The sequence below is a fragment of the Streptomyces yamdrokensis genome (assembly GCF_053890455.1).
In genome coordinates this window covers 5,467,415-5,490,385 of record NZ_CM132679.1, presented here as the reverse complement: position 1 = coordinate 5,490,385, position 22,971 = coordinate 5,467,415, and the positions used below count along the sequence as shown (strand labels likewise).

2 protein-coding genes are annotated in these 22,971 nt (G+C 73.5%); both read right to left on the bottom strand.

Features of this window, described 5'->3' with window-relative positions; translation table 11 throughout:
- Positions 1-47: 47 nt before the first annotated feature.
- Positions 48-22,622 (bottom strand): lonely Cys domain-containing protein, encoded by a 22,575-nt coding sequence (locus ACWZEH_RS24480; RefSeq protein ID WP_456193257.1) that lies wholly within the window; start codon positions 22,620-22,622, stop codon positions 48-50.
- The gene (locus ACWZEH_RS24475; RefSeq protein ID WP_359740701.1) at positions 22,623-22,970 is read right to left on the bottom strand and encodes a hypothetical protein; all 348 of its coding nucleotides are present in this window, start codon (positions 22,968-22,970) and stop codon (positions 22,623-22,625) included.
- Position 22,971: the final 1 nt, after the last annotated feature.

Here is a 22,971-nt window from a genome sequence, read left to right as displayed (position 1 = left end):
CTCTCCCGACACACGTGACCGTCATTCGTCGCTCCACTCGTCGCTCGTCACTCGTCCGCCTGCTTCGTCCACCGGGCACCCGGACCACCCGTCCCGAGGGGCGGCAGTCCGAGATCGCTCCGGAGCCGGGCGGCGAGGCGCGTCGCCGCCCGGAGGTCCGCCCTCCCCGCGGCCAGGAGGTCGGCGATCCGCCGCACCGCGTCGCGGAACTCCTCCCCGGCGTACCGGGAATCCGCGAGCACGGAGTGCGCCTCGCGCGGCAGTACCAGCCCGACGGCCGTGTCCCAGGCCCGGACGGCGTTCGTGTCCGGGCCCTCGGCCGGGAACGCGCTCTCGAAGTCCGTGAACGCCGACCGCCAGATCCGCCGCGACACCGTGGCCGCGATGGCCTCGAGCGCGTCCGGCCACGGGCCGGGCCGTACCATCAGCAGCCGCACCTGGTCGAGCGGTGCCAGTCCGCTGCCCCGCAGGCCTCCACCGAGTTGTGCCTCGACCTCCATGCCGGGAGTCATCCCGACGCCCACGGCCCTCAGGTCGGCCGGGCCGACGGTGTCGGCACCCTCGAACCGCGGCGGATCGCCGGGCAGGTCATCGGCCGTCAGCTGCCTGGCGACCCACTGGCGCTGGGCAGTGTCGCGAGGGACGACGGGCACGTACCCCATGCCGGCGTCGGTGCCGATGTCGGCCCCGGTCCCGGTCCCGGGGAGGATCTCGTCGAGCGGGGGCGCGGTCCCCACCGCCTTCGTGCCTGCGTCGCGGTCGAGCCGTGGCGGGGTGTCGCCGTCCGCCGCGGCGGCGTCGGGGGCGGTTCCGGCGAGCGTGATGACGGCGCCGGAAGCGGATCCGGCGGACTGTCCGGGCAACTCGGGCGGACGGATCCGCGACCAGGGTGCCGCGTCGTCCTGGGGCGAGGTCATCACGAGGAGGCTCTCGTTCACCGCCGGCCGCCGGTCGAGGACCCACAGGGGCCGCGTCGGCAGCCACACCGTCCGGGCGGCCCCCGTCCGGGCGGCGAGCGCCTCGGCCAGGCCGGTACCGCCTGCCCCCGTCCCGACGGGGACGACCACGACGTCCCGGTCCAGCTGTGCCAGGACGGGATCGTGGGAGAGCAGTTCGGCGATCTCCTCGTAGGGCACCGGGCGGGTGGCGCCGTCCGGCCAGGGCACGTCCACCTGTCCCGGGGTGGTGCCGTTCATGTCCAGTACGTATCCGCCGGGATGGGCGCTCTTCCCGGCGCCCTTCCTGTACCAGGGCGCCAGGGTCCCTCGGCCGTTGCTCAGGCCGCCGTCGGGTGAGATCACGTAGCGGTCCGCCCACAAGTGGCTCGGGGCGGGCTTCCCCGTCCAACTGCGGCCGACGCCCGTGCCGTTCACGGAGGTGATGAGGGTGCGGTCGTCCAGCGCGCCGTTGCGTTCGAGGTCGTACGCGGCGAGCGCCGTGGGATCGTAGGTGTCACGGCCGAGGGCCGCCGCCGTGGCCGCCATCCGGAGCAGGTCCGCCCGCAGGGCCTCGTCCCGCGGGTCCTCGCCGGTGCCGCCCAGGTGGAGCGCCTTCGTCGTCAGGGCGTCGGGGTCGGGATGGTTCTCCACGCTCTCCACGGCCTTGACCGTGGCCCACAGCGCGTTCTGCCGGTGGGCCTCGGTGACCTGCGCCGACGTGCGCAGACCCAGCACCGAACGGGCCCACTGGTCAGGATCGTGCTCTTCGATCAGTTCGCGGGCCCGGTCCACGGAGGGCAGGGAGACGAAGTCGGGCAGCGCGGACCGGGGGTCGGTGGACAGCCGCGCCGACGCGGCCTCGAGCATCGTCCGTACGTCGGCGGGCTCCGGCGGCGCGGGCCGGGTGCCGGGGGTGGTCGTCAGGCCGTGGTGCGCGCGGGTGACCCGGTCGAGCAGGTCGAGCGTCAGCTCACCGTGTCCCCGCAGGTTCTCGTCCCCGCGGCGCATGACTTCCAGGGCGCCGATACCGCGCAGGAGCCGGCGGTAGGTGCCGGCCGGGTCGTCCCTGTCGTGCTCCACATCGACGCCGAACGTCATCCGGAGGGCGCGGACCAGCCGCAGCGCCGTGTCCCGGGCCATGGCCCGGGTGAAGTCGGGGGACGTCTCCAGGCCGGCCAGAGCGGCCAGGGCGTCGAGTTCGTCCGGGGTCGGCTCGGGTCGCAGCTTCACCATGTCCACCGGGTCGTTCGCCGGCGTGGTGGGGATCCCGTGGTGGTGCAGTTTCCCGTTCGCGTGGCGACTCCAGTGCTCCCTCTCGGGGGCGTAGACGTCGCGCCGCGTCACGTTGGAGACGCCCTGGGCCGCCGACGAGGCGGAGAGCGGGTCGGGGACGAACGGGCGGCTCCGCTTCAGGGCTGCGGCGGTGTGTCCCTCCGGTCCGCTCCCCCAGCAGGACAGGAACACGATGGGGGTGTCCCGGTCCAGTCGTGCCACGCTTCGGCGCCGCCGGAGGAAGCCACCGGTTTCAGAGCCCCGGACCGGAACGTTGCCCTGGAATTCATTGACCATGAGGGTCTGGCCCGGCAGGCCGTGGACCAGGAAGAAGTAGGGCTTCCGGCCCTTCCAGGGAACCGGCCGGGGGTCTCCGACCGGTTCACTGGTGAGCGGGTCGTAGACGGACCACTCCGTCGACCGGGTCATTGTCTGCAGCAACGGCTCGAACTGGAGCAGGTCGGCGCCGTTGAGCACGGCACGGCCGACGGGCCGGCCCTCGTCGGTGAGGGTGAAGGACATGACCTTCCCGTCCTCGAGGGTCCTCCCCTCGATCGTGTGCAGGACGCCTTCCCCGGGCCCCGGCCGTTCCTCGTCCGGGCCCAGGTCGTCGGGCCCGCTGCCGATCCACTCGCCCAGCGGCCCGCTTTCGAAGACCCGGTCGTCGGCCACCTCGATGCGGTGGCGGCCGGTGCCGGGGTGCGGCTTGAGGGCGACCTCGCCGCTGTGCGACCACAGCGTCCTGCCGGACCGGGCCGCGGCCCTGCGCGGCAGATCCAGTCCCATGGCGCCGGCGTTCTGCGAGACGAGCACCACCTCGGCGCCGTCCTCACGACTCGCCAGTTCCTCGTCCAGCGCCAGCAGCTCGGCGAACTCCTCCGACGACAGCTTCCACCGCTTGCTGCCGTCCGGCAGGGACAGCCCGACCTTCGTGTGGTCACCGTCCTTCGTCCCGATCACGTACGGGAGGGGAGCACCGGGCCGGCGTGCCCACGGCGAGGGCTGGGAGTCCCTGCTCCCTCCGTCCACCACGTCGTACGAGGAGACGTCCACGTCCCGGGCGGGCCGGCCCGTCCAGTTCCGGCCCAGCGGGGTGCCGTCCGGTGCGGTCAGGCGGGTGGCGTCGGACAGCAGGCCCTGCTTGCCCAGGTGGTACGCGGTCAGCGACGCCCGGCTGGTCGCCCGGCCGGCCGCCATCGCCTCGTCCACCAGCTCGTACAGCCTGCGCACGCGGTTCGACAGAGCGTCGACGTCGAAGCGCACCGGTACGGGAGCGGAGTCCGCGGACCCGCCGTCCGAGTCGCCGTCCGAGTCACTGTCCGAGTCGCTGTCCGAGTCGCTGTCCGAGTCGGGGTCGTCCCCGGGGTTGTCGTCGAGGTGCAGCAGGTTCCTGGCGAGCCTGTCCGGGCCGGTGAAGTAGTCCGCCTCGCCGAAGTCCTCCGGACTCAGTTCCGCCAGCCGGGCGACGGCCTCCGACAGGGGGGAACGGTCGACCGTGATGACCGCCTGCCGCCGTGCCGCCCGCCCGGTGGCGCCGTCGATCGGGCCGACGCCACCGATGTCCCGGCCGCCGCTCTCCGTGGTGATCGGGAAGTCCTCGGCCCGGACCGTGCCGCCCCGTACTTCCGCGACGTCGCGCACGGCCCGCTCGTTGAGTTCCAGCTGGCGCCGGATCTCCTCGAGGAGGAGGTCGCGCACGGCGTCCGCCCGCTGCCGGCCGACCGTCCCGGCGTGCTCGACGGCACCGCCGGACAGCGCGAAGCGCGGGCCGTTGCTGTAACCGGTGACCGTGATCCCGGGGAGCCGGAGGCCGGCCCCGAGGTCCCTCAGGCCGGACACCACGATCTCCTCGGCCAGCTCGGCGAGTTGCCGGCGCTGGACCGGATCGGTGATGTCCCGGTGGCGGTGCTCGAAGGCGACCCGGGTGCGGGACGGGGAAGGCGTCGGGGCGGGCTCGGCGGGCCCGTCGTCGTCCGACACCGCCACGCTTTGGGCCTCGTCGTCGGGGCCGAGCTCGGGGACGGTGTCCGACAGCGCCCCCGGAGCGGTCGGCCGCGCCACCGTGTCCGTCGGGGCCGGGGCGTCGGTGGAGGTCGGCGGCGCGGCGGGGGCGGTGGGCCCCACGGCGTCGGAGGGCCGCAGCCGGCCGGCGCGTGCGGCGTGCAGCAGGTGTGCCAGGGAGCCTGCGGTCAGCGACCGGTCCCAGCCCTGCCGGGCGGCGTGCCGGCCGACGACGTGCCGGAGCCCGCTCCAGGTGAGCAGGCCGGGGCCGGCGTTGCCGGCCGCCTGGAAGCTCAGCCTTTCCAGGGCACCGAAGCCCTCGATCAGCTCGTGGAACTCCGCCTCGCGGTCCGGGTCGGAGTCGATGTGCACGCCGTGGGTCTGCCGCAGGGCCCGCACCCAGTGCCGGGCGCGGTCGGCGCGGTCCGGCAGCCGGTCGGGCAGTCCGCCCAGGTCGGCGAGCGCGTCGAGGGCGTCGGTCCCGGGCTCGGGAAGGAACTCCTCGATGTGGCCCGTGGGATTGTCGGGGTCGTCGTACACGATCAGGCGCGGCGGCAGGCCGCCCTCGGCCTCGCTCGGCGAGATCTGCCGGTCCACGGTGAAGACGGTGCGGCGGGTCTCGTTGGCGACGTACTGGGCGGAGGTGGGATGGGTGAGCAGGTCCTGGTCGGCGCGCGTCATGGACAGCTCGCAGAACAGCAACCACACCGGCTGCTCGGGAGACAGCGCCCGCAGGCTCCTGCGCCGTGCCAGCATCCGGCCCAGATGCCGGGGATGGACCGCCTGGTTGGCGCGGGTGCTGCGGCGGGGCACGGTGGTGCGTCCGCTGTCGCCGTGGCCGACGACGACGTAGGAGTCGGCCAGGCCCCGCGGCAGGGGCAGCAGGCCGCCCCGCCGCCCGGCGTACACACCGGGCAGCCCTTCCACTTCGTTGGTGTGGTGCTGGATGGCGGACACCACCCGCAGGGCCTCCTCCCGCATCGCCATGTCGTGCGCGTTGAGGAACGCCCGCCCGGTCAGCGTCTGCCCGTCGACCGTGACCAGCGGGTACGAGTGGACGTCGGCGTCGGGGAAGACAGCGCCGTTCGCGGCCCTGACGGTGGCCGCCGGGTCGTCCGGGACCAGTCCCGGGTCGGCGGGGATCCAGGCCCCCGCCGGGTCGCTCCCGGAGACCGGCGGGGCCAGGACCGGAACCCGGCGGCCGTCCGGGGCCCTTTCCAGTCGCAGGTCGCCGTAGGTGAACCAGACGCGGGTGCCGGTGCGGTCGGCGATCACCCGTGCGAGGGCCTCGTTGCGGCCGTCCTCCTCCCCGATCAGGAGCACCACGGGCACGTTCGGCTGCCGCTCGGGGTCGTGCAGCACCAGTTCGGCGAACTCCTCGTCCGACACCGGCCGTCCGTCCGCCGTCATCGCTCCCTCGGCGTTCCGTTCGGCCACCGCCGCGTAAGCGGCGGGCCTCCAGGGCGCGGGGTGGACGCCCCGGGGATCGGCGACCACGTCCATGTGCAGGTGGACACCGGGACGTCCGGTCCAGTTCCTGCCGTGCGGCGCGCCGTCGTCCCCGCTGAGCACGGACTGCTCCGGGTAACCCTGCCGGGTCAGCCCGTAAGCGGCGATGGCGTCCAGGCTGCCGCTCCGGCCCCGGCGATGGGCACTGCTCACGAGGGTGAGGGCGTCGTAGTGCCGGGCCGCGTCCACCGGTTCGTCCGGCGCCAGGTGCAACAGCATCCGGGTGATGCCGTCGAGGTCCAGGTCGGCGCCGAAGCGGGGGTGCCCGGCGCGCACCGCCTCGATCACGCGCAGCGAGTTGAACAGCCCGTCGCGCAGCTCCGGCGGGAGCGGCTGGGAGCCGAAGGTGGCGTCGACGAGTGCCCACAGTTCCTGGAGACGCTGCTGGACCGCGCTGTCGGTGGGCGGCGGTGCGGCGGCGGACCGTGCCTCCGGCACCAAAGTGGGCAGCGGCAACGGGGCGGGAGTGTGCGGCTGCGGCGCGTGCGCGCCGGTGGTGCCGTCCCACAGGGCGCGGACGGCCACGTAGGAGTCACCGCCGTCACCCGGGTCGCCCTCGGCGACGTCCCACAGCGCACGGGCACGGGCCAGTGCCTCGTTCTCCACGTCGGTGGCCTCGACGGGGTTGACGTCCGCGGGGCGCGACCCGCGGGGACGGGCCGGTTCGACGCTGCGCGGGTGGCGGGGCGCCGTCCGGGGGCCCTCGCCGTACAACCGGCGCAACAGGGGGTACAGGGCGGGCTGGCGGGTGCGCACCCACTCCGGGCCGGCGTTGTTGCGGGGCAGCCCGGTGTAGGGGTCGCTGCCGCCGTTGGCCATGAGGTAGACGTTGGTGAGCTGGGCGAAGAACTCGAGCTCGTTACGGCTGCTGTAGTTGGGGGCGCTGCGGCGGCCGTCGGCGTCGTAGCCGTGGAGGGGGCCGTCGGGCCAGTTGCCCGCCTCGCCGGCCCGTGTGGTGGTGCGGAAGGTGTTGGTGATGCGCTGCCGGTCGACGGCGTCCAGACCGTGCAGGTGAAGGGTGTGGGCGAATTCGTGCAGGGTGGTCGAGTAGCCGTCGGGATAGGCGGTCATGCCGGTGCCGACGGTGGTGCGCTCGCCGAGCAGGTTCTCCTCGGTGACGGCCGCGGTGCGCGTGCCGACACCGCGGACGTCGTCCCAGGGGCGGCCGTCGCCGGTGACGGCGCCCCGCAGGAAACGGAAGGCGTCCAGGGAGGTCAGGGCCTCGCTCCTGGGCACCACCACGACCCGCGAACCGCCCTTGAGCAGCCGCGCCGCGACGTCGGGGTCCCGCAGCAGTCGGGCGACCTGGGCACGGGCCCGGTCACCGGCGGAGACGGGCTGTTCGACCCCGTCGGGCACCTGCGTCATGAGGCGCGCCGCGACCGGGGCGAACTCGGCCGGGGCGAGCCCGGCACGCAAGGCATCGACGAGCACGGGATCACCGGCCAGCCGCTCACGGTCCGCGGGCGGCAGCGACGCCAGCGTCGCGTCGCGGTCGGCGGTGGACAGGCCGGGCAGCCGCGCGGCGAGCGCCCGGACCGGGTCCGCGGCCACCTCCGGACGGACCCGCAGCCCGTCGGCCAGCGCGGTCAGCTCGGCGCGCAGCGCGGGCAGGTCGGCGTCGGTGACGCCGAGGGCGCGCCACGTCTGTTCGTGGCGGGCGAGGGCATCGGGGTCCAGGGCTGCGGAGTCGAGCAGTTCGCTGAGCCGTACGACGAGGGAGGGGGCGGCGCCGACGGGCCGCGCGGAACGGTAGGCGTCCTCGCGCGCGAGCACCGGCGTGACCGTACGAGGGCTGTCGGCAGGGGTGTGGTGAAACGCCCACAGCAGGTCGAGGAGGTCGCGTCCGCGCAGTTCGGGGTCGGTCCCGGTGGCCAGGGCGAGGGCGGCGTCGGCCAGGGAGTCCGCGGGCGCCGGCACGGTGAAACCGTCGACCGTGACCGTGCCGGAGGCCGGCCGGTCCACCGCCGTGACCGTGATGTCGACGCCGTTCACCGACAGGTCGAGAACACGGCCGCCGCCCGTGACGGGCCGGACCCGCACCGACGCTCCGGGCATCTCCCGCTCCAGCGCCCGGCGTATCCCGGCGACGGCGGGCAGGGCGGCCGCGGGCAGCTGGAACTCCACGGCGCCCAGCGGCCGGGACCGGCCGAACTGCACCCGGCCGCGGGCGGCTCCGGCCAGCACCACCGGGTGGCCGAGGCCGTGCAGCACGGCACCGACCCGGCGCGCGACGTCCAGTTTGCCGGTGTCGTCACCGGACGGCGTGCCCGCCCCAGCCCCCTCCAGGGGGCCCGGGACACCGCGGCCGGCCGGGGTGGCGGTGGGGGCCGACGGCGGAGGCGGGGGTGCCGACGGCGGGGGCGGGGGTGCCGACGGCGGGGGCGGGGCGGTCGTGGCGGTCTTGACCTGGTCGGTCCGGACGACGACACCCAGCCGGTCGCTGAACAGGGCCGCCACGTTGGCCAGCCAGTCGGCGGCTTCCTCGGCGACCAGGCCCGGCCTGACCTGGTCGCTCATGTAGCGGCCCGACTTGTCGTTCACCACCCAGGAACGCAGCTTCTCGCTCCAGCGGAACTCGCCGGACACCCGGCTGCGCCCCGGCATCGTCCGTCCGGCCCCGGCCCCGGTCTCGTCCTCGGCGACGAACCCGGCGGCGATGCCGGTGTGGCCCAGCCCGTCCAGCGCCTCGCGCAGTGCCTGGGCCGTCAGACCGGGGTCCCGCTCCCGCATGCCCGCCAGCAGCGCGTCGAACTGCTCCTGGGTGACGATCCCGCTCAGACTCTCCGTGCCCAGGATCACCCGCCCGTCATCGGTGACCGTGTACAGCCACACCGCGTCCCGGTTCCCGGTGATCACCAGGTTCGGATCCACCTCGTCCAGCGGCACCCACAGGGGGTTCAGCCGTACGTCGCCGTCCTGGTCGCGTTCCTCGTCCTTGACCCGCTTCGGCAGGACCGGGGCGCCGAACCGGTCGCGGGGTACGGCGTCGCTGCCCTCGTAGTGGTTGGTGCCGTTGTAGTAGACCTCCGTCCGCCGCAGGGCGTCATCGGGTCCCACGTCGCTGACCCGCCGGACACCGGACGGGAACGACCGCACCACGTCGACCCGCAGGTCGAACGCGTGCGCCAGGAGGGGCAGGAAGATCTCTCCCTCCGGTGTCCCCCAGCGCTGCTCCCAGTTGACGACGGCGTCCAGGAGCAGGGGCAGTTCCCGGTCGTCCAGCGGCGCGGCGCTCTGCGAATAGACCGTGGGGAGCAGGCGGCGCAGTGCGTCGTCGTCGAGGTCGTCGGGTGTCGGCAGCAGACCGTGCTGCTCGAGATGCTCGAACATCCGGCGCGGGCTCAGGTTCTCGGCGTCCGCCTCCTGGACGGCCCGGGCGTCCTGCGGGGAGACGCCCGGGGCGGCGGGTTGTGACGCCATGCGGGCGTCGACGTACCGCCTCAGCAGTTCGGCGGGATCGAGGGCCTCCGGTACGGGGACGTGCTGGACGCCGTGGTGGGCGAGCCGGGCGAGCATCTCTGCCCGGTTCATTCCCTGGACGCGTGCCGCGAACGCGTCGGCGACCGTCTGCCGGAACTGTCCGACGATCTGCGGATGCAGCCGCCCCTCGCTGCGGATCACGTGGTCCTCCACGAGGGACCGCATGGCCTGGAGCACGGCCTGTGACGGGCCGGCCGGGTCCATGCCGGTCGTGGAGTGGATCGCGGCCTGGCGACGCAGTTCATCATGTACCGCGTCGGTCTGCCCGAGCCAGTCGTACGCGGCGCGGTCGGTGGAGGCGAGGCCGTGCAGACGGCTCCGGATGTGCACGGGGTCGCCGGCCATGAAGGAGTAGAGGAGGCACTCGCCCGTGGCGGGCACCCGTACGCGGCGGCCCCTCGCACCGAGGCTGTCGGTCGTCGTCGGCCCGGAGCCCTTCTTGCCGTCCTCCTGATCCTGAACGTCCGACGGCGGGACCTTCGATCCCTCGCCTTCCGTCTTCGTGCCTTCCGTCTTCGTGCCTTCCGTCTTCGCACCTTCCGTCTTCGCACCTTCCGTCTTCGGGGTTTCGGGCGGAACGGGCGGAACGGGCGGAGTGACGGTGTCCGCGGGGGGCACGGGCGGCGCCACGGTGTCCGCGGGGGGCACAGGCTGCCGGGTGTCCGGGGACGGCGTGTCCGCCGGCGGTGTCCGTCCGGCCGGCAGCGCCAGTTGGTAGTGGCGGTCGTCGAGGCTCAGCACCACGTGTGCGCCGGTGTGTCCGGATGTCTCGACGAGTCCCCGCAGGTTCTCCTCTCCCGTCGGGTGCCCGGGGGTGAAGTCCTGGAAGCCGCCGTCACTGCGGACCACCGTGACGCGCACGCCGAAGGTCCGTGCGGCGAGCAGCGGGAGCAGGTCCGCCGCGGAGTGGTTCCAGCCGGCCTCGGACGTGGCGTCACCCGGGCGGAGGAGCTGGGCGACCGCCAGTTCGGCCCGTACCCCGGGTGCCAGATCGACAGCGTGCGGGACGAGACCGCCGAGGGCGTCGAACTCACGGCGGGCAGGGGTGTCCGCTGCGAGGTCCAGGCCCGCCGCGGCGATCTCGTCCGCGCTGAAGGAGTCGGTGGCGTCCGGGGCCACGGCGGCCAGCAGGTCCTCGTCGGCGTGGTCGGTGAGCCAGGTGGCCATCCTCCGGCGCAGTTCGGCCGTCGCCCGCGGATCGGCGGGGTCGATGCCCTGCGCGGACAGCAGTCCCGGGGCGGCGCGTTCGAGGCCGTGGGCGAGCGCGCGGAAGAAGGCCTCGCCGTCCCTCGGCACGTCGTGGAGCGTGTACGTCTCCTGCGCGGGAGACGTGAGGACGGTGTCCGCTCCCGTACCGGTCCTGGTGTAACGGGGCGGGGCCGGGGGCGACGCCTTGGACGCCTTGGGCGGGGCCTGGTGGGTCACCGCGGGCGGCTCGGCGAGACCGTCCAGCTCCTTGCGGCCCTCCTCGGTGGCCGCGAGGCGGTGCCAGCGGGTGAGCTGGTCCGCCCCGGCCCGTACCCGGTGGTACTCCGCCGCGGCCTTCTCCGCCGCGTCCCTGAGCGCGTCCAGCTCGTCGCGCCGGGCGTCGAAGGCGTCGCTTGCCGTGTCCCGGCGCACGGTGGCGTCGTGGAGGCTCCGGCCGGGCGCTGCCGCGGACAGCAGAGCCGTGTCGAGCCGCTCGTCGGCCGCGGCCTTCGCGGTACGCGCGGCTTCGAGCCGCAGACCGGCCGCCTCCCGCAGTCTCCCGGCGGCGGCTGTCGCGTCGGCCAGGCGGACCAGGGCGGCGTCCTGTTCGTCCCGCAGGAGGTCCGCCCAGCCGTCGTGTTCGGGTTCGGCGCCGTACTCGTTCTCGGCGAGGGCGTCGACTTCGGCCTGCGCGGCGGCCACGGTCGCGTCCGCGGTGCCGTGGTCCCGGCGCGCGTCGTCCTCGGCCTGCCGCAGGGCGGTGTCCGCCGTATCGACGTCGGCCCGGGCGAGGTCGACCGGGCGCGCTGCCGCGCGGGCGATCCCGGCGGCTCTGTCGAGGGCGGTCTGCGCGGCGTCGAGGTCCGCGCGCAGGCCGGCTGAGGCGCGCCGCTTCTTCCAGTAGGCCTTGTCGGCGTCGACCCACGCCTTGCTCGCACTGCCGACCGCGTCCCATGCCTTTTTGACCTGTTCGGGGAAGTTCGCGTCGGTGACGAGCTTCAGCTCACGGGCGATGTCCTCCCGGACCCAGGTGACGACGTACGTCTCGGACTCCATCGCCTGCGGACCCGACCGGGCCTTGCTGCCGAAGGTCCCGCCCCGGATCCTGTTCGCGAGCTTGGAGTCCACGACGCTCCGGTGCACGTCGCCGACGCTGAGCCAGGTGGCCGGGACGGCGAACAGGAAGGACCGGTCCGTCTTGGGCTTGAGGTTGCGCGAGGTCAGGTGGTCGTCTCCGACCGGCATCCCGTCGCCGTCGAGGTCGTTGGGGCCGGGGCCGAAGAGTCCGATCTGGTTGAGACCCGCGTTGTTGGGCGAGTCGTACAGGAAGCCGCCGCCGAGGGCCCCGGTCTGGCTGTGTTCGCCGGCCGAGGACGTGCCGGCGTTCTCCCCGTACCGCCTGAGCACCTCCAGCTTCTTGCCGTCGGCGACCGTCAGCAGCAGCGCGCGGCTGAAGTCGGGTGTCGAGCGCAGGGTCAGCCGGCCGGTGTCGGTGCCCACGAGGGACTTCTCGGTCAGCCCCGCCACCTGGTAGCCGTCCGGCTCGGTGGTGCGCGGGTAGAACGCGGTGAGCGCCGTGGAGCTGGTGCCGTCCTCCAGCGCCTGCGCGGAGCCGGTGCCCAGCCGGGTCAGGCCGGTCTCCCTGGTCTTGCGCAGGAGTCCGGTGAGGGCGTCGGCGCCGGGGCCCTCCTCGGCCTCGAGGGCGCGGAGGGAGAAGCCGACGTCGTACGCCTTCGTGAGGAGGAGGTCGCCCGCGATGCGGATGTTCTCGATGCCGATGATCCCGCGGGGGTGCATGCCGTTCTCGGGGAAGGTGAACGACCGCATGACGCCTTCCCCGTCCCGGACCAGTACGTCCTCTCCCGCCTTGGGAAGGGAGGCCGGCCGGGGCGCCTCGGCCAGGGCGGGGTCGGCCGTCGGGTCGGGTGCGGGCAGCAGCCGGGGGGCTGTGGAGGTGCCGGACGGGGTGGCCCCGGTCCCGTCCGTCCCGGGTGTCTTCGTCGGGGGCGTCACCGGCTCCATCAGGCTGAGCGGCACGTGTTCGCGCAGCTCGCCGACGGCGTCCTCCTCGATGATCTGCAGGTGGCCCCGGAAACGGTCGAGGGCCGTGGTCTCCCTCTCCGGCCGTCCCTCCTCGGCCGGGGCGCCGGTGTTGGGGGTGTCGTCGGCCTCCAGGGTGATCCGCATGCGGTACGGGGTGACGATCTCCGCATGCGGTTCGGTGGACGCCGCCCGGTAGATCGTGACGGTGGTGACCGCGTGACTCGACGCGACCGCCTTCCGATGGGAGCCGCCCTCGGTGTACGTCGGTCCGGCTGCCACGACCTGTGCGTTGCCGGTGTACACCAGCTGGCTGGTCAGAAGGCCCACGTCCGCCCCGGAAGAGGCCTCCGAGTTCTCCTGGGCGGTCTCGATGGCCCGCCGGTTCTCCTCCAGCTCCGCGCTGTGGTCGAGCCCGTCGAACACGGGTGTCCCGGGGATCAGCTCGACCCGTGCCCGCACCCGCCGGCTGCCGATCCGCACACTGCCCCAGCCCCAGCCTCCGGCGGTGACCAGCGTCGACGGGCCGGTGGTCGTCATCTCACCCTTCAGGGCCCGCGTGGCACGGGCCGTCACCAGCTGCCGGACCCTCTCCCGGTCCTCGTCGTCGAGCCCCAGCTCCCGGATCCGCTTGTCGAACGCGAGCAGCACGTCGGTGGGATCCAGCGCGTTCACCGCGTACGTGCCGAAGGCGGCGCCGCGCAGCCAGGGCTGCGGCGTCCAGAGCTGCCGCGTGTAGCGGGGGACCTCGCCCATGCCGTCGTCGAGCAGCCCCATCCGGTGCGCGCTCTTCTCCGGCAGGTGCCCCAGCAGGCCGCCCGGGCTCGTCAGCTCCGTCCCCGCCGCTCCGGCCAGTGAGCGGGGTACGAGGGCACTGACCGCCGCGGCCGTCCCGATCCGGCCCGCCCCCAGCCGGCTGGAGACCAGCGCGAACCAGTGGTGTACGTCGCCGGCCACCAGCACCTGGTGGGTGAAGCCCTTGCGGTTCATGTCCGCGACGACCGTCCGGACGACGCTGACACTGTGCGCGCGGGACGTCGAGACGGGGTTGGCGACGATTCCGTACGCGCCCATGAGGCCGTGCCCCGGATTCTGGGCGACGGAGTAGATCAGCTGGCCGCCGAAGACGAAGCTCGTGCTGTTGCTGGTCTTGCCGGCCGCCTGCCGGGTGCCGCCGAGCGTCATCTCGGTGTCCATGGACATCGACGGCGTGAGGGCGTGCAGGTCCCCGACCGTCGTCGCGTACCGATAGGTCCCCCACAGCTCACCGTACGGCCCCTTGCCCAGCAGGCCGCTGCCCACCAGGCCCAGCGGCCCCGAACTCTGGTCGAAGCTCGCCGCGAGGTACTGGGGGGTGAAGGTGCGGACGATCGCCTCCCGGGTGGGGGCGCCCTCCTTCACCAGTTGCCAGGCGCTGCCCGACGCCTCCTTCAGGACCCGGTTCACCTCCGCGACCAGCGTGGGTGACAGCACCATGTTCACGATCACGAACGGGTGCTGCTGGAACTCCCTGAACCGCTCCGCCCCGCGGCCGGCGAGCCGTCCGGCGGGCTGCCCTTCGCCGGTGCCGGCGGGCAGCACGAGGTCGCCCCTCGCCAGGGCGTGAGCCCGCTCGGTGGCCATGGGGGCGGGGGCGGGCTCGTCGGACAGATAGGGGTTGAGCGCCCCGTCCGCGTACGGGTCCGCGTCGGGGGTGTGCTGGACGGGGACACCGATGAGCACCTGACCGGTCATCGGACCGCCGCCCCTCAGGTGGCCCAGCGCCGTCCGGCCGAAGAGCACGTTGACCGGCTCGTCCAGGACCAGCAGTCCCGGCAGCCCGAGGCCGAGGCCGCGGATCAGGCCGCGGGGCCGCCAGTAGCCGCCCAGGGTCGCGGTGAGGGACATGTCGTAGCGGTACAGGTGGGTGGGCTGGTTGCTCACCGACATCGGCTCGTTGGTGACCGTCGAGCCGAAGGCGGTCTCCGCCTCCCACTGCCATCCCCTGCGCGCGCCCAGGGTCAGCCCGAGCGTGTTCCGGGGGAGCCCCGCGTCGTCGGCGTTGTTGTCGCGTCCCGAGAAGGTGCCTTCGAAGCCCAGGTCCACGCCTCGTTTCGCGCTTGCCTGGCCGTCGAGCCGGTCGATGCCCTGTGCGCTGAAGCGCATTCCCTCGTCGACGTCCTTGCCCTCGTACCGTCGCCCGGTCAGCGTCCCGTGCACCCGGAGGGTGTAGTAGGTCTGTCCGACGGAGTCGGGGTCCGTGAGTCTGACCGGCAGGCCGACCGTGGTCAGCGCCTCCAGGTTCGCGGTGACGTTCTGCTGGGACAGCACACCGAGGACCTGCAGGGTGTTCTGGAGCGCGATCCGGTACTTGACGGGATCGGTCCACTGAGGCGGCACGGGCAGGCGCCGGGCCTCGTCGAGCACCCGGTCCGGCCTGCGCGTGAGCAGGTCGTCCAAGCGGGCGCGCCAGCCCTTCGGCAGGTTCGGCGGCAGCAGCTGGTCGAGGGGCACCACCAGCCCTTGGCGCAGATGCGCGATGGCGTCCACCACGCCGTCGGCGAACGCGTCCAGCAGGGTGCGGCCGACGCCGTCCGCCGTGTCCGGTGCGACACGGGTGCGCAGGCCGTCGTCGAAGGTGAACTCCTTCACCCGGTGCATGCCCAGGGTGCGCGGGCGGTCCACGGTCAGATAGGCCGGGACGAACGGCGGGGCGCCGCCGTGGCGCAGGGCGAGTGAGGTCCCGTCGTCCCATCCGGCCAGCCGCCGTGCCTCGGAGCTGGTCATCCGGTCCAGGCTCCAGGTGAGGAACCGCGTCGGCGGTGCGTTGTCGCCGGCCCGACGGACCCGCACGGACTTCACGACCAGGTACAGGGCGGTCTTGGGACCCTTCACCTGTCCGGCCGACTTGAGGGTGCCGGCCCCGCCGAGTCCGACCGACCAGGTCTTCGCGTACGAGTACTGGGCACTCGGCCCGGCCTGGAGCCGCAGGTCGAAGGGGGCCGTGCCGGGGTCGAGGAAGTTGAAGGCCGGTCCGGCGACGGCTTGCAGCAGCAGGCTTCTGCCCGTGGCCCGGCTGCGCTCGTTGCGGACCGTCGAGGTGTTGATGTCCCGCATCTCGGCCTGGTCGGTCTCCCCGACGAGCACCGCCGCCCGGGGGATCAGTTCCTCCACCACGAAGACGCCCAGCGGTGACTTCTTCTTGTCGTCGGCGAACAGCGGCGGGGTGGTGACGCGGCCGCGCGCCATCGTGCCGCCGTGCCGTTGGAAGCTGTCGCCCGAGAAGAAGACGTCCAGCTCGGTGTAGGCCGAGCTGCCGGGCAGGGCTCCGATCTGTCCGGCAGCCCAGTCGCGGATCGCCGCGACCGGGCCGAACCCCTCGGTACGGACGAGGCGGTACTGGGAGTTGCGGTCCAGGTCGATCGACCGGGGGATGCGGCCCGGCTTCGGCATCTTCGTCACGCTGTCGGGCAGGCGGACCGCGAGCCCGTTGCGGAGGCCGAAGGCGAACCGGGCCGGGGCGGCCGGGTCGGTGTCGGTGCCCGTGACGACCCGGCCGGTGGCGTCGGTGACGCGCATCTCGTAGTACACGTCGTCCAGGAACGACCGTGACTTGTCCAGCGTCCGGGTCTCCATCTGGTTCATGCGCTGGTCGGCCAGCGTGTAGCCGACCTTGTTGATGAAGCCGAACCGCAGGGCGAGACGGCCGAAGCCGCCGAACGCCGCGGTGCCCGCCGGGCCGATCGGCCCGCCCAGGCCGTACTGGGAGTTGGCCTGCATGTTCTTGGTGAACCCGAACGTCGCGGCGCCCCGGTGCATGCTGTCGATCTTCGAGGCGTCACCGATGCCGTCGTCGAACGGGGCCCAGTTGCCGTAGTGACGCGCCCTGACGTACAGGACCCGGACCTTTCCGTCCGCGTTGAGGTAGGGGAACGGACGCCCGTCTCCGTCCGCCAGCGTTTTCGGCTTGTCCCGGAGCGTCTGACGGATGTCGCTCAGCAGCTGCGTGGCGCCCTTGCCGGGCCGGGCGTCCGGCCTGCGCCGCAGCTCGCCGTCGATCGCGTCCAGTGCCTGTTCGAAGCCCCGCAGGACGACCGTGCTCTGGCCGAACGTACTCGGGTTGGCGAGGAGTTGTCCGAGCTCGGCGGCGGTCAGCCCCGGTGGCAGCAGTGCCTGGAGGTCGTCGACGTACTCGGGCATCCGCCTGCCGTCCTCGAACCGGACCGGGGCGCGGCGTGCGGGCGGGGGCGCCATGGCACGGTCGAGGCGCGGGTGGTCCGCGGGGGGCGGGTCCGACTCGGTGGGCTTCGGGACGAGGGCCACCGTCAGGTCCGGCTCCGTGGACGAGGGCGGCTCGCCCGGAGCCTCGGTCTCGTCCTCGGCCGCGAACGTGATGTCGTCCGCTCCGGTGCCGCCGGGGCGGACGGCCGCCCAGTCGGCTGCCGCGGGACGCCCCGGCGCGCTGGGCAGGAGGGAGGGGATGTACGGCCGTGACGGCCCGGCCGGGGCCAGGCTCACACTGCCCTGCGAGGCCCATACGGCACGACCGGTGCCGGCGCTGACGACGGCCCGGGGGTCGGTGTCCGGGGTGCCGCTGCCGGCCGGCCCGGCGGGCGTCGCCGGACCCGCCTGTGTCGCAGGGGCGGCCTTCGGTACGGCCAGGACGACGTCCGTGTCCTGCGGGCGGGTGTTGAGCACCGGGTCGCGTGCCAGCAGCTCGGCGACCTCGTCGTAGGGCACCCTGCCGCGGAAGCCGCCGGGCAGGTTCATGAGGAGGTGGTCCCGGCCGCCTCCGGCCCACACCAGGTAGGCCGGTGACCTGTCGGGAGTGCTCCACGGCGGGCGTTCCTGGCCCACGGCCTGGTAACCGCCGCCCTGCTTGGGGGCGGCGACGACGACGCGGTCGGTGGCCGTGGTCGTAGCCGTGGTCGCGTCGGGCGCGGACGGGGACCAGCGTCGTCCGGTCGGCACGCCGTTGAGGTCGAGCAGTTGCGTCCGGGGCGCGAGGGCACCCAGCGTCTCCAGGTGGAACGCGCCCAGTTCGGTCGGGTTGTCCACGTCGACGCCGACGGCCGCCGCCTGCGCGACCAGGCCGAGCAGCTCGGGCCGCCGGGCCGGGTCCGGCCGGTCCAGATGCAGGACCCTGCCGGTCAGGGCGTCCGGGTCGGGGGTCCGGCTCTCCCACTCCAGGGCCTTCACGCTCGCCCAGAACAGCCGGGCCCGCTCGGGCTGTCCGACGGCCGCCGGGCCGTCGCCGAGACGCAGGACGCGGGCGGCCTCGGTGTCCAGCTCCGGGTCGGACAGTCCGCCCAGCCGCCGCGCCGCGGCCGTCACGTGGGGCAGGGAGACGAAGCCGGTGAGCGTGATGTCCGGTCGGCGGCTCACGGCGTCGGCTGCCCGGGTGAGCAGGTCCCGGTAGGCGTCGGAGGCAGGGGCGCCCGCCACGTCGCCCTGCTGGTCCGCGTGGGCCGCGCGTTCGAACAGGTCCATGGAGAACGGGCCGAGGTCGCGCAGCGCCGGGTCGGCTGCGCGCATGCTCTCCAGCGCGCCGATGCCGGCGAGGAGTTCCCCGTACCGGCTGTCGTCCTCGATCGCCGCGCCGAAGGTCAGGCGCAGCGCGCGGACCAGCCGCAGAACCTGTTCACGGGTCGCGTCGGACACCGGCTGTGAGGGGTCCGTGTGCAGGCCCGCCGCGCGGGCGCGGTCGTCGAGGTCGGCTCCGAAGGGCTCAGGGCGGTGCTCCACCCACGCGCCGCGCCGGCCCCGCGAGTCCGTGTAGAGGCGGTGCACGAACTTCCCGTCCGGCAGCACCGCGAAGCTGACCATGTGGGTGCCGCCGTAGGTGGTGCGCCCGGTCTCGTTGGCGACGTGCTGGCTCTCGCTGACGACCGCCAGCGGGTCGGGGACGAAGGTGTCGTCGATGCCCCTGCGGGTGCGGACCACACCGGGCGGCTTCGCGCTGGAGCACGCCTCCATCAGCACGCCGTGGTCCTTGGGGAGCTGCGCCAGGCTCGGACGCCGCTTGAGCATCCCGCCGGTCTCCCGCTGCCGGGTGTGGTGGCGCGGGTCCGTCATGGTCGGTACCCGGGTCGCGCCGGGCCGGCCGTGTGCGCTGAAGACGTACATCGGCTTGCCGGCGAACGGTACGGGCGCGTCGTCCTTGGCGGACTCCCCGGTGACCGGGTTGTAGTGCCACAGCTCCGTCGACTCCGTCGCGAGCCGCAGCGCCTCGATCCGGCGCGGAGCCTCGGAGTCATCGAACACCCCCCTGCCGGTGGTGGTGCCCCGGTCGGTGACGACACTGTGGGACCGCACCTCGCGCTCCCAGGCCGGCGCGTTCCCGTACTCCGCCGGGTCGAGCACCTGACCGGGGGTACTGCGGATCCAGTGGGCGCGCGGCAGCCCTTCCCCGAACTGCAGGGAGACGACGTGCGGCAGGGCCGGGTCCTGCTGGGGCGACACCTTCACCGTGCCGTTGGCCGACCAGACCTCCCTGCCGGTACGGTCCGCCGCCCTGCGGGGCAGATCCAGACCCCGCGCACCGGCGTCGGGGACGAGCAGCACCACGGGGACGTCCGGGGGGAGCCCGCTCAACGCGGGGTCGAGGGCGAGCAGTTCGGCGAACACGTCGATCGGTACCTGGCGCGGGGCTCCGTCGAAGCCGCGTACGACGACCCGTCGGTGGTCGCCCTCCGTCATCACGACGTACGGTTCCGGCTCACCGGGGCGGTGCCATGGCGCGGTGCCCACGTCGCCGCGCGCCAGACTGCCGTCGGCCTGGCGGACCACCTTGCCGACATGGGCGAGATCCAGGTCGGGGATCACGCCGTTCGTCCAGTTGCGGCCCCGGACGCCCCCGCCCGGTGCGGTCATCGTACGGGTGGGTGACAGCACCCCCCGGAGCTGGAGGTGGAACGCCGCCAGGGCGGCCAGGCCGCCCGCCGACTCAACCGCCGGGTCCATCGCCACCCGGAACAGCTCGCTGCGCTGCGCGTCGGTCACCGCAGCGGCGGTGTCCAGGAGCAGCACCCGGCGGGTCAGGGCGTCCAGGTCGAGCGGTCCGTCGCGCAGCGCGGGGTCGGCCTGCCGGAGCCGGTCGAGGTGCGTGAGGGTGTCGCGGAGGGCGGGGTAGATCCGGTTGGTCTCGACGCCGGGGCCGAACACACCCGTCAGCAGCCGGTGGTCGAGGTCGTCGGTGGCCGGGGACGGCTCGGGCGAGTCGGTCATGGACGCGTCGCCGTCCTCCCAGTCCATGATCATGTCGATCGAGTCCGGGGAGCCGGGTACGGAAGAGGGCCCGGCCGGGATCTCGGCCGGTGCCCGGGAGCTGAGCGGCGTCCCGTCGGTGACGACGGGCGGTACGGAGGACACCTCGCCGGCGACGGCCGGGGCCGGTTCCACCAGGGAGGCGGCGGCCGGCAGTTCCCCGGACTCGGTCCGTACGGGCCGGTAGGGCGGCGGGACGTCGGACGTGGCCTCGGTCTCCGGCGCCGTGGGGGGCGGGCCGGACCGCTCGGCCCCCTCGGACGAGGGGACACGGGTGCCGTCCGGGGTGACGGTGGCCGCCGGGTCGTCGGTGGTGACGGCGTCGGTGCCCGTGGAGGTGGTGACGTGCTCACCGGACGGGGTGGTCTGGGGCCGTTGCTGCGGGGTGGCGTTCGGTGGGACGGGGGCCGGGGAGGCGGTGGCCGACGGGGTGGGCGTCGCGGCGGTGACGGGCGCGGTGACGGGCGCGGCGGCGGGCGCGGCGGCGGGCGAACCGCCGAGGAGCGTGCCGACCGGGGGTGCGAGGGGATTCGTCCGCGGGTCCGGCTGTGGATCCGGCTGCGGGGTGGCCCGGTCCTGCTGGTCGGGCGTGACCCGGGTGTCGGGGATCCGGGACGTCTCCGGGTTCCTGGAGACGTCGGCGGAGTTCTCGGTGTCGTCCGCGTCGTCGGCGAGCGGTGTCGTCGTGTCGTCGTCCGCCGGCCGTTGGCGTTCCGGGGCGGACCGGGTCTCGGGGGTCCCTGACGTGTCGGGCGCCCTGGAGACGTCCCGGGTGCCGCCGGTGTCGCCCGTGGCGCGGGGGGTACGGACGTCGTCCGTGTCCACGTCCTCGGCGAACGGTGTCGTCGTGTCGTCGTCCGCCGGCCGTTGGCGTTCCGGGGCGGACCGGGTCTCGGGGGTCCCTGACGTGTCGGGCGCCCTGGAGACGTCCCGGGTGCCGCCGGTGTCGCCCGTGGCGCGGGGGGTACGGACGTCGTCCGTGTCCACGTCCTCGGCGAACGGTGTCGTCGTGTCGTCGTCCGCCGGCCGTTGGCGTTCCGGGGCGGACCGGGTCTCGGGGGTCCCTGACGTGTCGGGCGCCCTGGAGACGTCCCGGGTGCCGCCGGTGTCGCCCGTGGCGCGGGGGGTACGGACGTCGTCCGTGTCCACGTCCTCGGCGAACGGTGTCGTCGTGTCGTCGTCCGCCGGCTGCCGGCGTTCGGTGCCGTCCGGTACGGAGGTGTTGCCGCCCGTCTGGGTCGACGGCAGCCCCGGGGCGGAGGAGCCGACGGTGGACGGGATGTTCCCCGGGCCGTTGTTCGTGCCGGCGGTCCCGTCGGCCCCCGGGCCGGTGTCCACAGGGGGGTTGAGGGTGGAGAAGACGGTGTCGGTGTCCACGTTCGCCGGCGTCGGCAGGGTGTTCCGGCCGATGACGGAGTCCGGGGCCGTGGTCTCGAGGCCGTCCACGGCGGAGTCGTCGTAGGCGTTCGTGGACGCGTCCGAGGAGGTGTTCGTGGACGACGGTTTGCCCGCACCCGGTGCTCCCGGCCCGGGCTGCGTGCCGGTGTTCCCGTTGGCCGCCACGGGCTGCCCGTAAGGGGCGCCATCGAAGGGACCGCCGTGGTCGGAGCCGTAGTCCGTGAGGGAGGAGACCGTCGGGATGTCGCTGATATCGCTGACGTCGCCGAGGGAGGAGGTGTCGTCGTCGTAGGTGACGGAGCGGGGCGGCGTGTACGGGTCGTCCCAGGTGCCGGCGGTGGAGACCGTCCCGGGGCGGGGCAACGGGACCGGGTTCGGGTCGGCATTGGACAGCGAGGGCTTGTAGGGGCCCTCGGTCCGCTCATGGATCCCGTCCTCGTAGGTGTCCAGGTAGGTTTTCCCATACGCGTTGTTGCCACTGTCCCCGTAGGTGGTTTCGTACGTGTCCCCGTAGGAATTTCCGTACCGGTCGCGATAGCCGTTCCTGTCCCCGCCCCCGCCCCCGCCTCCGCCGTTCGTCAGGTGGTTGATGTCGTCGAGGCCGAAGTCGGGCTTGTGGAAGAACTTGTCGTACATCCACTTGCCGCCGTACTCGGCGCCGGTGGAGGCGGCTTCGAAGAGGAGTCCGCTGAGGCCCGCGCTCACGAACGTCGCGGGGTTGAGCGTGAACGTGCCCAGGAATATGAGGTTGGTGAAGGCCCCCGCGAAGGTTTCCGCCTGGCCTTCGTTGACGAAGCTGAGCGGAAGGTCGAACACTTCCTTCCACGTGTGGTTGTTCTTGAAGATGTTGCGCACGATCGGCGCGCTGAACTGGGAGAACAGGCCCCCGAAGAGTCCCGCGAACGCGCCGGCGACCGCCGACTGCCCGATCTCCGTCCAGTCGAACTCCTTGCGCCGGCGGTCCGGGTCGTCCGGCGCGGTCATGGAGATCAGCTGCGCGGCGAACGTGACGAACGCCTCCTGGATCGCCTCGAGCAGGACCGACAGCGGCGTGGGGACGGCTCGTCCCAGCCGCTGGAGGAGCAGCAGGATGGTGAGCGCGGTGCGCGCCTTGGCGATGGCGATCTCGGTGAGCGAGGTCCCGCCGGTGAAGACGGACAGCGCGGCGATCAGGGCCAGCTCGATGTTCATCAGGATGAACTCGAGGAGGATCTGGTACTTGGCCTCGGAGAGCTTCATCGAGCGGTCCACCTGCCGCGAACCGATGTCCCGGAGCTCGTCGGAGAACTTCTGCAGGTGGTTCTGGCCGTTGTCGTCGACGAACAGCTTCATCGCGGCGACGAACTCGTCGGCGATCCGCGGCGGCAGCGAGTTCCCGGCGGTGGAGATCGCTCCCTTCATCGCGTCGGACAGGTCACGGACGTCGTCCGCCAACCGCCGGTAGGGATTGCGGCTGGCGAAGCCCAGGTCCTCGTTGCCGGTCGCGACGTTCGCGCCCACCCAGACCTCGATGAACTCCCGCAGACCGGGCGGGAACATGATCGCCATTCAGCGCCTGGTTTCGCTCTCCGAGCCCTGCGCCTCGATGTCGTCCAGCGCCTGGGTCTGCGGCCGCTGCACGTGCTCGGCCTCCGCGGCGACCGCGTCGACCAGGGCCAGGAACCCGCCGGTGATGGCCGTGACCGTGGCCGACACCTGCTCCTGTTCCTTTCGGACCTGCTCACCGACGGCGTTGGCGAACTCGTCGTCGCCGCCCTCCTCGCCCCACCAGCCCGAGTACACGGCGTAGCCGGTCTCGAACCGGGGCAGCATCTCGTCGCCGTAGCGGACGGCGTCGGCCAGGTGCTTGGAACCTGCCAGGATCGCCTGGATGTCGGCGGAGTAGTTGCCGGCCATG